The 13874-nt window shown below is 40.7% G+C and carries 10 protein-coding genes; 6 read left to right on the top strand and 4 right to left on the bottom strand.

Annotated elements, in window-relative coordinates; translation table 11 throughout:
* The first annotated feature begins 76 nt into the window (after positions 1–76).
* The 5 genes from lon (at position 77) to Q4557_RS04840 (ending at position 6846) form a co-directional block, all read left to right on the top strand.
* Complete coding sequence (lon, locus tag Q4557_RS04860) at positions 77–2428, top strand: endopeptidase La (protein WP_102440518.1); 2352 nt, start codon at positions 77–79, stop codon at positions 2426–2428.
* 264 nt (positions 2429–2692) lie between these two features.
* The gene (locus Q4557_RS04855) at positions 2693–2965 is read left to right on the top strand and encodes an HU family DNA-binding protein (protein WP_076536981.1); all 273 of its coding nucleotides are present in this window, start codon (positions 2693–2695) and stop codon (positions 2963–2965) included.
* Positions 2966–3185: 220 nt separating this feature from the next.
* Positions 3186–5057, top strand: coding sequence for a SurA N-terminal domain-containing protein (locus Q4557_RS04850; RefSeq protein WP_102440574.1), 1872 nt, complete (start codon positions 3186–3188; stop codon positions 5055–5057).
* Positions 5058–5135: 78 nt separating this feature from the next.
* A complete protein-coding gene (locus Q4557_RS04845) occupies positions 5136–5729 on the top strand; it encodes an HAD-IB family hydrolase (protein WP_102440519.1) in 594 nt (197 codons plus the stop codon).
* A 166-nt stretch (positions 5730–5895) separates the two neighbouring features.
* Positions 5896–6846 carry a GyrI-like domain-containing protein gene (locus Q4557_RS04840; RefSeq protein ID WP_303411045.1) on the top strand — a complete coding sequence of 317 codons (951 nt, stop codon included), beginning with the start codon at positions 5896–5898 and terminating at the stop codon, positions 6844–6846.
* A gap of 43 nt (positions 6847–6889) precedes the next feature.
* On the opposite strand, the gene Q4557_RS04835 is transcribed toward Q4557_RS04840, so the two are convergent.
* From Q4557_RS04835 to Q4557_RS04825, 3 genes are all read right to left on the bottom strand, one after another.
* The gene (locus Q4557_RS04835; RefSeq protein ID WP_102440521.1) at positions 6890–8122 is read right to left on the bottom strand and encodes a DUF819 domain-containing protein; all 1233 of its coding nucleotides are present in this window, start codon (positions 8120–8122) and stop codon (positions 6890–6892) included.
* A gap of 36 nt (positions 8123–8158) precedes the next feature.
* Entirely contained in the window at positions 8159–9034 is an 876-nt protein-coding gene (locus Q4557_RS04830) for a LysR family transcriptional regulator (protein WP_303411042.1), read from the bottom strand.
* Positions 9035–9265: 231 nt separating this feature from the next.
* Entirely contained in the window at positions 9266–10300 is a 1035-nt protein-coding gene (locus Q4557_RS04825) for a porin (protein WP_303411040.1), read from the bottom strand.
* 336 nt (positions 10301–10636) lie between these two features.
* Between Q4557_RS04825 and Q4557_RS04820 the strand changes: the two genes are divergently transcribed.
* Entirely contained in the window at positions 10637–12412 is a 1776-nt protein-coding gene (locus Q4557_RS04820; protein ID WP_303411038.1) for a flavocytochrome c, read from the top strand.
* A 164-nt stretch (positions 12413–12576) separates the two neighbouring features.
* On the opposite strand, the gene fabV is transcribed toward Q4557_RS04820, so the two are convergent.
* Positions 12577–13779 (bottom strand): enoyl-ACP reductase FabV, encoded by a 1203-nt coding sequence (gene fabV, locus Q4557_RS04815; RefSeq protein ID WP_102440525.1) that lies wholly within the window; start codon positions 13777–13779, stop codon positions 12577–12579.
* Positions 13780–13874: the final 95 nt, after the last annotated feature.

The raw sequence follows: 13874 nt of genomic DNA, 5'->3' as shown, positions 1-13874 counted from the left end.
GTATTAACCATTGAAAGTTTGAGAAACATCCCAATATACTGACTTATAAAATCCATTCATCAAACGGAATCGAACTATGACCCAAGAGCGTGAAGCGCATATCGAACTCCCCGTGCTGCCACTGCGAGATGTAGTGGTTTATCCCCATATGGTAATTCCGTTGTTCGTCGGACGAGAGAAATCTATTCGTTGTCTCGAATCGGCAATGGAACAAGACAAGCAAATTTTATTGGTCGCACAGCGAGAAGCTGATTTAGACGAGCCAACAAAAGAAGATATTTTCGACGTCGGTACCGTAGCCTCAATTTTGCAGTTATTAAAACTACCTGACGGGACCGTTAAAGTCTTAGTTGAAGGTGGTCAGCGTGCAAAAGTAACCGCTTACACCCAAGAAGATGAATTCTTTGTCGCGACAGCTGAATACTTAGCTTCTGAAGACTTAGCTGACAAAGAAGAAGAAGTCTTAGTCCGCAGTGCAATCAGTCAATTTGAAGGTTACATCAAGCTTAACAAGAAAATACCGCCTGAAGTGCTCACTTCATTAACCGGTATTGAAGAAGCAGCGCGCCTTGCTGACACCATGGCGGCGCATATGCCACTTAAGCTAGAAGACAAACAGTCTGTGCTTGAGATGATTAATGTTGGTGAGCGCCTTGAATACTTAATGGCGATGATGGAAGGCGAGATTGACTTATTACAAGTTGAAAAACGCATCCGTGGCCGCGTTAAGAAACAAATGGAAAAGAGTCAACGCGAATACTATTTGAATGAGCAAATGAAAGCCATTCAAAAAGAATTAGGCGATCTTGATGAAGGCCAAGATGAGTTTGAAGTATTAGCTCGGAAGATCACTGAGGCTAAAATGCCAGCAGAAGCCAAAGAAAAAGCCGAAGCTGAGTTAAACAAACTGAAGATGATGTCTCCAATGTCTGCAGAAGCGACTGTTGTCAGAAGCTATGTCGATTGGATGACCTCGGTACCTTGGAGTCAGCGTTCTAAAATTAAGCGTGATTTATCAAAAGCTGAAGCCATTCTTGATACCGATCACCATGGGCTTGAGAAGGTTAAAGAGCGCATTTTAGAGTATCTTGCGGTACAAAGCCGTGTTAAACAGCTTAAAGGGCCAATTCTTTGTCTAGTGGGCCCACCAGGTGTCGGTAAAACGTCACTCGGTCAGTCAATTGCAAAGGCGACAGGTCGTAAGTATGTGCGTGTTGCATTAGGTGGTGTGCGTGATGAAGCCGAGATCCGTGGTCATCGTCGTACTTATATTGGTTCTATGCCAGGTAAAGTCATTCAAAAAATGGCTAAAGTGGGCGTTAAAAACCCATTATTCCTATTAGATGAAATTGATAAAATGAGTTCTGATATGCGCGGCGATCCATCGTCAGCATTATTAGAAGTATTAGATCCTGAACAAAACTCAGCATTTAACGATCATTACCTTGAAGTGGATTACGACTTATCAGACGTAATGTTTGTCGCTACCTCAAACTCAATGGATATCCCTGGACCATTACTTGACCGTATGGAAGTGATCCGTTTATCGGGTTACACCGAAGATGAAAAGCTTAATATTGCTAAGAAGCATTTATTAACCAAACAGATTGAGCGTAATGGCTTAAAAGCGAGTGAGATAACCATAGAAGACAGTGCCATTATTGGCATGATCCGTTATTACACCCGTGAAGCTGGCGTGCGTTCATTAGAGCGTGAGCTGTCTAAAGTTTGTCGTAAAGTCGTAAAAATGATTTTGCTTGATAAGTCAGTGAAAACCGTTGTTGTGGATCAAGATAACCTGAAATCTTTCTTAGGTGTGCAGCGCTTTGATTACGGTAAAGCTGAATCTAACAATCAAATTGGTCAAGTTACTGGCCTTGCATGGACTCAAGTTGGTGGTGATTTACTGACCATTGAAGCCACTTCGGTGCCAGGTAAAGGCAAACTTGCTTATACCGGTTCGCTAGGTGACGTGATGCAAGAGTCAATTCAAGCTGCAATGACCGTTGTTAGAGGCCGCGCAGAGCAGTTGGGGATCAATAACGACTTTTATGAAAAGCGTGATATCCATGTTCATGTACCAGAAGGTGCAACGCCAAAAGATGGTCCTTCAGCAGGTGCGGCAATGTGTACTGCTTTAGTATCAAGTTTAACCGGCAACCCGGTTAAAAGTGACGTAGCGATGACGGGTGAAATTACCCTTCGTGGTGAAGTGTTACCAATTGGTGGCCTGAAAGAGAAACTGCTTGCGGCGCATCGCGGTGGGATAAAAGTTGTGCTTATTCCTAAAGAAAATGAGCGTGATTTAGAAGAAATTCCAGCAAATGTGATTGCTGATTTAAAGATCCACCCTGTAAGGTGGGTCGAGGAAGTCCTTGAATTGGCCTTAGAAAGACCTGTTAAAGGCTTCGAAGTGGTCAAAAAGTAACTAATCAGTAAGAAAACTTGCTAGTAACCCAAAAAAAATGAAAAAAGGGGCTTAACAAACACGAAAGCTGTGGTAGCCTAGATAAGTGGAGAGTCAGTTAGCACCAAACCCTTGGCGCATCTGACTTTGAGCTGTATCCAAGTACATTTTTTTTGGTTTTCCAACTAAGTTTGGTGTGGTATCAAACTTACGATAAAAAGCCTCCGTAGACCGTTCCAAAGACGGATTTGGTTGCGGCGCAAAAATAACATTCAAGGGGATGACATGAACAAATCTGAACTAATCGAGAAAATCGCTTCTGGTGCTGACATTTCTAAAGCAGGCGCTGGCCGTGCACTAGATTCTTTTATTGCTGCTGTTACTGAAGCGCTTAAAGAAGGCGATAAGATTTCTCTAGTTGGTTTTGGTACTTTTGAAGTACGTCAACGTGCAGAACGTACTGGCCGTAACCCACAAACGGGTGCAGAAATCAAAATTGCAGCAGCAAACATTCCTGCCTTCAAAGCTGGTAAAGCACTAAAAGACGCTGTTAACTAAATAGTTGGTATCGTTGCCTTTTGTAAGGCATTTGTAGAAAGCACTGTTTTAACAGTGCTTTTTGCGAAATAAAGTATCAGAATTAACTTTGTTTTTTTGATATTAGGAGAGATAAGGCATACCTCGGTAGCGTCTGAATACTCCGTCTAAATTACAAGAAGGCGCATCCGCAAAAGGTGCGCCTTTTTATTTTATTATGTCGCAACAAGCGAGAATTCAGATGTTAGAAAAAATTCGCGAAGGTTCACAGGGCGTTATAGCTAAAAGTATTTTAGTACTGGTGATCCTTTCGTTCGCATTTGCTGGTGTCAGTAGTTACCTAGGAACCTCGACAGATGTTCCAGCCGCAGTAGTTAATGGTGACGAAATCACAGCCAATGAATTAGAACAAGCATTCCAAAATGAACGTGGCCGTTTAGAACAACAACTAGGCGAAATGTTTGATGCCTTAGCTGCTGATGATAACTATATGAATGGTATCAAGCAGAATGTATTAGATCGTTTGATTTCAGATAAGCTAATTAGCCAAGCGGCTGAAGATTTGGGACTACGTGTTTCAGATGAGCAAATTAAACAAGCGATTCTGAATGAGCAAGCATTCCAAACCGATGGTGTATTTGATAATGACCGCTACTTAGCTGTACTACGTCAATTAGGTTATCAAACCACTAGCTTTAGAAATATGATGCGTGTTGATATGACTCGTCGTCAACTTTTAACCGCGCTAGTGGGCAGTGAGTTTGTTCTTGATGGTGAAGCAAAGCAATTAGCTGAAGTTCAAGGTCAAACCCGTGATATTCGTTATTTAGTTGTGGACTCTACACCTTTCTTAGCTTCTTCAACAGTTTCTGCTGAAGAGATTAAAGCCTATTACGAAAGTAACTTAATTCAGTTCATGAGCCAAGAAAAAGTTAGCTTAGAATATGTCGAGTTGGACGTTGCAGATCTGGCTAAAGGTATCGAAACGTCAGTTGATGATGCGCGTGCTTTTTATGAAGACAACCAACAACAATATCAAACGCCAGAAAAACGTTTAGCTGCACATATTTTATTTGCATCTGGCGATGATAGCGCCGATGAAGCAAAGGCCGAAGCTGCTTTAGCTAAATTACAAGCTGGTGAAGACTTTGCTGCCGTTGCTAAATCAGATTCAGATGACCAATTTAGCGCAGAGCAGGGCGGTCAACTCGATTGGTTCGAACAAGGTGTAATGGATCCTGCATTTGACTCAGCTTTATTTGCACTTTCAACTGGTGAGTACTCACAAATTGTGAAGAGTGAATTTGGTTATCACATTATCAAGTTACTCGATGTGGAATCTGGTGCTGCAGCGCCGTTTGATGACGTGCAAGATAAAATCATCGCTGATCTTCAAAACAAAAAAGCGGTTGATGAATTTTATAGCTTACAAAGTGTTTTAGCCGATACCAGCTACGAAATACCTGACACTTTAGATGAAACAGCTAAAGCATTAGGCGTTGAGGTTCAATCAACAGCGTTATTTTCTCGTGATAATGCGCCTGTTAATTTAAATACTCCAGCTTTAATCAAAGCTGCATTTTCTGATGACGTTATTGGTAGCGGCATGAACAGTGAAGTGATTGAGTTAGCACCTAACCATGTGGTTGTGATTCGTTTACTGCAACATAAAGATGCTGGTACATTGCCATTAACTGAAGTATCTAGCAGCATTGAAGCACGTTTATTGCAAGATAAAGCGAACTTTGCCGCAAGTGAAAAAGCCAATGAATATTTAGCGCAATTAAAAGCAGGCACTGAAATCACTGAAGTTGCAGTAGCAACGAAAGAGAAGCTAGCACGATTTAATCAAGATATTGATCAAGCTATTTCGACTAAGGCATTTAAAATTGCAGCTCCAGATGCTGGTGCAAGCTCATTTGATACCGCTGCATTAGCTAATGGCTATGCGGTTATTGCTTTGGATAAAGTTAATGATGCAGAAGGTATTGATGCAAATATTGTTGAAAGTATTAAGCAACGTTTAGTACCTCAATACAGCGAAGCTGATTACCGTTCAGTTGTCGCAGCTTTAAAAGCAAAAGCAACAGTTGAATACCCAGTAGCTGAATAAGCTGATTGGAATTCACAAAAGCCAAGGTTCGCCTTGGCTTTTTTATGTCAAAATTTTGAGGTTCTTATAAGGATATTTATGAACTTAGCATTGTTTGATTTTGATGGAACTATTACAAGTAAAGATACTTACACGCCATTTATTTACTCAAGTGTACCTAAGTGGCGTTTAATCGTTTGTTATCCGATATTAATCCCTGTGATAGCCGCTTATAAATGGCAGCTCATTGGTGGGTCAAGAACGCGTAGCATCATTTCTAAGTTTGCTTTTTGGCAACAAGATGAGCAACACATTAAGGCCATCGGCGAAGATTATGCTACAAGTTTTGATCTACAAATCAAACCTCAAGCGCTAGCGCGTCTGCAATGGCATCAGATGCAAGGTGACACCATTGTTGTGGTTTCGGCATCACTTAATGTTTATTTAGCGCCATGGTGTCGCCAGCATGGATTTAAACTGATATGTGCAGAGCTAGAAAGTAAAAAGGGTAAACTGACCGGACGGTATATTAATGGTGACTGTAGCGGCGCTGCAAAATCAAATCGAGTTTTAGCTCAGTTTGACCTACAAGATTTTGATAAAGTGTATGCCTATGGTGATACAGAAGAAGATAAACCCATGCTAGAACTTGCTGATGTCAGTTATTACCGATGGCAAAAACTGACAGGCTAACGCCGTTATATAGTAAAAAACTAAGGTATGGCTTTACTGTTTACTAGTAAATCTAGCGGTTTATAAGCCAAACAACTTGTTGCAGTCATGGGACTAAAAATCGGACTTGTAAGTTGTGTTTATATGAAAGATAAGTCAGTTTTAAACTAAGAGGTCTAGTCAAAAATTGAAAGATTTACATGCTCAATTTGAAGTGCTGTTAAGCTATATCGATAATAATCTACCTGCAATTTCTGCGTTTGATGACAATCTCAACAGCCGCTTAGCGGCGATTGCAGGGGTTGCTGAAGTGCATTTTGGTGCGTTATTTTACAGTCTGTTTCATACTAAAGTGCAGGATTATATTCGTTTGCTAAAAAACCTTGAAGCGGCGCAGTTACTGGGTTTTGATAAAACTATTAGCTTAGATACTGTCGCGTTAAAAATGGGCTACCCGTCAACTGCGGCATTTATTACCGCGTTTACCGACAGCATTGGTCAAAGTCCGCAAAGCTTTCAAGCCTCACCTGATTGGGGGAATTTTTTTGCCAAGCAGCAACCACTGAGTACCCTAGCCGAAGGACACGAGCAGTTTTCTGCTGCTGAGGTTAATATTCAGGCATCGGATCTAACGGCGACAGAGTTAGTGGTTATTAAGCATCGTGGACCCGCTTGTTATTTATCTCAATCGAAAAATGCCTTAAACGCATTTAGGCAAAAATATCATTTATCGCCCAGTACTAGTCGCACCTTTAATTTCGTTTATGATATGCCTTATCCGCAAATTAATGCCTTAACTGACGATCAATCCATGTTATCGCTGGATATTGGTGTGAGTGTCAATCAAGCGAAGCTTACTGAATTAGCGCCTGTTATTGCTGAGTCTGGTTATTTTTCGAATAAGTCTGTGGCTAAGGGGCGTTATGCTCAGTTTTATCATTTGGGTTCTGAAAAAGAGCTCAATAGCAAAATAAAATATCTTTATAGTCATTGGCTTGCTGCCAGTGATTGGACTTTAACGACCCAGCCGCTGATAATTGAACGCTTGGATGTGATTAAGAGTGAGGCTGTTGAAGCTGCTATTGCCGATGACAACCAAGAGCTTGTAGAGGTTAGAGTCTATTTAAAATTACAGTAACAGGTATCCGTATATGTTCACTGTAAGAAATTAACTCATCGTTTTATTGCGATACGAGCCGCATCATCTCGGCGCATAGCCAAGCCATGTAAGTTGCCCAAGCATAACCAAATACTGAGAACATGATCGCGATAGGTACCAGTGAGCGGTGAAATGCAATTGCCACCACAGGGGATGATGCCGCGCCGCCAATACAGCATTGACTTGCTAATGCCATATAAGCCACAGGTGCTTTCATCACTAGCCCAGCAATAATCACGAACAGGCTATGAATTGCTAACCATACAAAGCCGATGGCAAAGTAGATTGGAAAGTCATCAATCATTGTCAAGTCCATTCTAAGGCCCATACTAGCAATCAAAATATACAGCATGACAGTGGAGACCTTTGATGCACCTAATTGCTCAAGTTCACGCACTTTGGTATTTGAAAGTGCAATACTGATAGTGGTCACTATGATGACAATCCAAAAGAAATTTGAAGTCAGACTAAACTTTTCTGTTGCAGGGTAGTGGGCGGCAAAATATGGCGCCAGAATATCAGCCCCCATATGTGCTAATCCCGTCACGCCAAATGCCACACTGAATATTAATATGTAATCAGTTATGGTGATATTCTTGACCGTGTGAGCTTGCTGATATTCGCTTGTAGCGATTAACCGCTGATAATTGCTTGAGTCGGCACCCGTTTTTTTATCTATCGCAGCAGCATTATTGGCGCAGATTAATAAAAATGACATCCAAATCGCTGAGTAGACTACATTGACCGAAATCATAATCGCAAATAAGTTTTCTTTTACCTGATAGATTTCTTTCATGGCAAGTTGATTCGCTGTGCCACCAACCCAATTCCCTGCTAAGGTCGCCATTCCGCGCCAGGCAGCATCTTCACCTAGCCAATTAATAGATTCAGGCGCTATTTTCGCAAAAAGTATCAGAGTTAACGGGCCGCCAATAATAATGCCTAAGCTGGCAATTAAAAACAGCATGACAATTTTAGGGCCCAATAATAGAATGGATTTTATGTCTACACTGATAATTAGTAATGTTAAACAAGCGGGCATTAAATACTTTGAGGATATGTGGGGTAATTGACTTTGGGAAGCATCGACAATGTTTAAGGTATTTAAAAATGATGGCAACACATAAATCATGACCATAATGGGCACAAAACGGTAAAGTTGTTTCCAAAAGCTTTGTTTTAGCTTGCTAGTATAAAATACCAAACCAATAATCGCGGCCAACAAGCCAAAAATGACCGGATCTGCAGTAATCATAATTTATATTGGCAACCTTATTAGTTTATCGCTTTGTTATTGATTGCAGAATTGGATGAACTCTTCAAGTAACGGACTTAATGCTTCTTCATTACGCCAAATAGACCAGTAGTTTCGCTCGAAATCCCACTCTGGTAAATCTATTTCAATAAGTTGACCGCTGGCTATTTCTTCTTTTACAGCAAGGTAGGGCAGTACACTAACGCCAATGCCAGTACCAATAGCACGTTTTATCGCGCCCATAGTATTCATTGATAATTCTTGATGAATATTGATACTGGCACTTTTTAATAGCTGGGTATTACGTAGCCTCGACACCGAAATGGTTTCATCCATAACCCATAATTGTTGCGACAGCAATTCAGGGGTAATGGTTTCGCTTGCTATTGGATTGTTACTGCCGATGACGATACACAATCTATCTTTAAGCCACTGCTGATATTGTAAATTATTTAACCCAGGCTTGGCATCGACAAAACCTAAATCCAGTTCTTTTTCAGACACCATTTTCTCGATGGCTAAACTGTTGTTAATCAATAGTTTAATATCAACACAGGGGTGTTGTTGTTTAAATAATGGGATGATTCTTGAAAGAATATAGTTACCCGCAGTTTTACTACTGCCAACTTTGATGGTGCCACCGATGGCTGTTCGCTCAGTAAACATCTGCTCTAATTGATTACTTTTAGAAAGCATCTCATTGGCGTAAGGCAAAATAACTTCACCATTATCATTAATGGTTAAGCCGTTACTGCTTCTCTCAAACAGACGGGTGCCTAATGAACCTTCTAAATCCTTTAACGCCATACTGACAGCGGGGACTGACATATGTAATGTTTTGGCTGCTTTAGAGATCTGACCATTAATATGGATGGCTTTAAATATTGACAGTTGCTTGAGTGTGATTTTCATGGGCAAATTATTCTATGAATTCATCAATAGTATAACGAGTTGACAATATTACTCTGTAAACTTTTGGTATTATTTTTAGGAATTGCTAACGAGTTCAAGTTATTTGAAAAAGTCTTACCTTGTTAGCATAAACCCATCAGTGTTGATGGGTTTATCATATTTAATTATGTATTGGCTATCAGATAACACGCCAATAATACGACGTTATAGCCAATCTACTATTAGAATATTTTAGAAATCGTAGCGCACGCCTACAGTAAATACACTGTCATCTTCTAATTCAATCGTCGGGCCTGTGTTAGCAACCCGATATTCACCTTCATAGGTGGCGTAGTGGCCAAACACCATCGTTGATTTTGATAGACGGTAATCGGCACCTACAGTGAAGGAGTTAATATCGACATCGGTAGCTTCCTTGTATTGCGCTGAAGAGACGTCATTATTTTTAAAATACTTACCAAAACCGGCCTTATCCTTGCCATATTCAGCTTTAAAGTTGATGCCACTCCAGTTATATATTGCGCTAACGAAGTAGGAATTACCTTCTTTATCACTATAGGTTTGGCTTTGGGTATTTTGTAATAAACCGCCTAGTTTAAGACTACCTATTTTGACTTGACCAACCCCGCGGTATGCGTCGACACCGCCAATGGTGTTATAAGCCGCTGCAACGTAATAACGTTGTTTTTTCAGCTTTTTGTCACCAGCGGTAACGCTTAATGCGTACTGACTCTCGTTAGAATCATAATTATCATCAACTAAATAGGTGGCATTTATACTGACTAAATCGGCAATTTTAGGTGAATAGTAAGTAATGCCATCAGCTTTACGATCTTGCCCAGCAATCATTCTATTGTAGGCGGCATTGGTTAATGCAAATGCTTCAGCTGTGCCTTTAGATGTTTTCATTACCGTATCATTTCGGCCAACAATGACAGTACCTAAACCACTTCTCACCCCTAAATAGGTGTTTCTTGGTTTAAATAAATCATCATCAGCTTCGTTGGTGGCAGCGTTAACTTGCACTTCAACATTATAAATAATCTCTATGTTTTCATATATTTTCTCACTGCCTTTTACCCCTAGGCGAGAAAAGTTATTTTCCAGCACAGTACCCGCTTTTTGATTTTGTGTTGTTAAACCGTTATCAGACTCTGTTAGTGCCATTTCTAAGCGGCCATAGAACTGCGGTGACTCAGCGAATGCGGCAAAAGAGCTCGCTGATAGGATTGATACAACAGTGAGTGAAACTAGTGATTTTTTCATCTTCTTAATCATCTCTATTTTAAATTAATATTATCAATTGGTTATATTGCTTTAGCTAATGAATATATTCATTAATAAACCTCAATATCATCAATTTTGAGGAGGTTGCAGCGTATGTAAACCTGATATACATAATAGGATTGAATCATGGAGATAAATTCTAACTGGGTCACAAATGTTGTGGTTTTGTAGCGATTTAAGTTAATTTTAATTTGGTTTCATTAAAACTTAACCAAGTGCCAATGTTGACCAATGTCTAAGTTTTACTATCTCTTTATGAGTATTCTATCGTCCAACAAAGCAAGTTGTGAAAATGATAATTAGAGGTATGAACCAATGAAACTTAAATATTTAGCTTCGGCAGTGGCAGTGATGATGCTTACTTCTGGCAGCGTAATGGCAAAAAATGACTTAGCGTCTTTCCATACTGAAATGGGTGACTGTCAAAGCTGTCACGTTGCAGAAAAAATGAAAGACATCAAGAAAAGCATGACTGATAGCCAAACTCATGAGAACGCCCAGTGTCAGGACTGTCATGGTGGTTATGCTGATTTAGTTAACGATAAACTTGAGTTTGACCCACATGCATCTCATTTAGGAGATATCAACTGTACTTCTTGTCATACCGCCCATGCTAAACCTGAGTTGACTTGTAATAACTGTCATAACTTTGAAATAGAAATGCCATTTGCTGATTCAAAAGCGAAGAAGAAGTGGGATGGTGATTGGAATCAAGACAAAATCCAACAAGCGATTGATAAAGGCCCTGTAGAAACGGTTGATGTGATTGTTGTTGGTGGCGGTAGTGCCGGTTTCAATGCAGCGATTTCAGCTAAATTGGCAGGTGCCAACGTTGTTTTATTTGAAAAAGCCCCTTATACCGGTGGTAACTCAATGCTTGCTGCAGGCGGTATTAATGCTGTCGGCACACCACAACAAAAAGCCAAAGGCATTGAAGACACTGTTGATTGGTATGCTGAAGATGCCATGAAAGGCGGTCGTTATCAAAATGACCCTAAACTTGTGCAAACTATGGCTGAAGAGTCTGCTGGCGCTGTAGCATGGCTTGAGTCTTTAGGTGCTGATATGTCAGAGCTTAAACGTTCAGGCGGCGCAAGAGCAGAGCGTACTCACGCACCTTCTGGTGGCGCGTCAATTGGTCCACACTTAATTGATACCTTGCGTAAAGCCGCAGTAGAACGTGATATTCCAGTTCGCGTTAACTCAAGAGTTGAAAAAATCGTCTTAAATGATGATCAATCAGTTGCTGGCGTGGTGGTTCACGGCCGTCATTCAGGCTACAACATGGTCGCTGCTGATTCTATTGTATTAGCGACAGGTGGTTATGGTATGAATAAGCAAATGGTTGCTTACTACCGCCCAACAATGAAAGACATGTCTAGTTCAAATAACGTTACAGCCACTGGTGATGGTGTGCTACTTGCTAAAGAAATTGGCGCTTCAATGACTGATATTGATTGGGTTCAAGCGCATCCTACAGTAGGTAAAGATAGCCGTATTTTGATTTCTGAAACCGTTCGCGGTGTTGGTGCAATTATGGTCAATACTGATGGCAACCGTTTCATTAATGAACTAACGACTCGTGACCGTGCATCAGATGCAATCTTAAAGCAAAAAGATCAATATGCTTGGTTAGTGTTCGATGAGCAATTGGTTGAGAAAAAGAAAATGGTACGTGGTTACGAACATTTAGGTATGTTAAGTAAAGCCAACACCATTGAAGAACTGGCAAAAATCACCGGAATGGCTGATTTACCGAAAACTGCAGCGGATTACAACAAGTATAAAGCAGCAGGTAAAGATGATGCATTCGGCCGCGCCAATATGCCATTAAGCTTAAGCACGCCGCCATACTACGCTGTAAAAGTAGCACCTGGTATTCACCATACTATGGGCGGGATCGCAATTGATACCGATACGAATATCTTGAACCTACAAAGCTGGAAAATGCCTGGTTTGTTTGCGGCTGGTGAGGTCACTGGTGGTGTTCATGGTTATAACCGTCTAGGCGGTAACGCAATCGCTGATACGGTAGTATTTGGTCGTAAAGCTGGTGAAAACGCCGCTAAGCATGCGCTAAAAACTAAATAACTCTTAGTTAAATTTCATCATTCCCTTATAAAGGCCAAGTCTCATCAACTTGGCCTTTTTTTATTAATAACGCCGCATTAATAAAATAAAGAGTCACTGTGCATTTAACCAGATATAAAAAAGCCAAGTTATAATAACTTGGCTTTTCTTATTACCTTAGGGGATTAAAGGCTGATAACATCAAAAGTCACGTTTGGATTAACGTCAGCTTCATAGTCGATGCCAGCAATACCAAAACCAAACAGTTTTAAAAACTCTTCTTTGTATTCATTGTAATCAGTCAGTTCAGCAAGGTTTTCAGTGGTGACATCCGGCCATAAGTCACGGCAATGTTTTTGAATTTCTTCGCGTAACTCCCAATCATCTAAACGAAGACGATTTTCATCATCTGTTGGTGCCGCTTGACCATCAGCGCGATATAAACGCTCGCTGAACATACGGTAAATTTGGTCCATACAGCCTTCATGAACGCCTTCTTCACGCATTTTCTTAAATACCATCGCGATGTATAAAGGCATTACCGGGATAGCAGAGCTTGCTTGAGTGACAACACTCTTAAGCACAGCCACATTGGCAGAACCGCCTGTTTTGGCTAACTTTTCATTAAGGCTATGAGCCGCACGGTCTAAATCCATTTTGGCTTTACCTAATGCGCCATGCCAGTAGATAGGCCAAGTGATCTCGGTGCCAATATAGCTGTAGGCCACGGTTTTACAATTATCCGCTAATACACCCGCATCACTTAAGGCGCTCATCCATAATTCCCAATCTTGACCGCCCATCACTGTCACGGTATCAGCAATTTCTTGCTCTGTTGCTGGCTCTACCGAGGTTTCGATGATGGTGTTTTTGTTGGTGTCTACCGCAGTTGCGGTATAAGTTTCACCGATAGGCTTAAGGCTTGAGCGGATCACTTCACCGGTATCAGGCAATTTACGCACTGGAGAAGCTAAAGAGTAAACCACCATATCAATTTGACCTAAGTCTTGTTTGATAAGCTCAATGACTTTTTGTTTAGCTTCATGGCTAAATGCATCACAGTTAATGCTTTTTGAATATAAACCTTCAGCTTTAGCGAATTTATCAAAGTAGGCAGAGTTGTACCAACCGGCCGTACCTGGTTTGGTTTCTGTGCTTGGTTTTTCAAAGAAAACACCAATGGTGGCCGCATCACTACCGAACGCTGATGCAATACGAGAAGATAAGCCGTAGCCACTTGAAGAGCCAACCACTAAGACTTTTTTAGGGCCATTGGCAATTTTGCCTTTTGCTTTGGTTAATTCGATTTGTTCTTTGACGTTAGCTTCACAACCGATAGGATGAGTGGTTGTACAAATAAAGCCACGTGTTTTAGGTTTAATAATCATAATTTGGTTTCTTCCTTTAACAATCGCACTAGGATAAATAGTTAGGCGACGAATTGGCACTAGTTTTTATGTTTTTTGGCTAAATTACTCAGTGG

Origin of the sequence: Shewanella sp. 5_MG-2023, from assembly GCF_030547465.1 — a bacterium.
In the GTDB taxonomy this organism is placed as follows: Bacteria; Pseudomonadota; Gammaproteobacteria; order Enterobacterales; family Shewanellaceae; genus Shewanella.
This window is presented reverse-complemented; position numbering and strand designations above follow the sequence as displayed.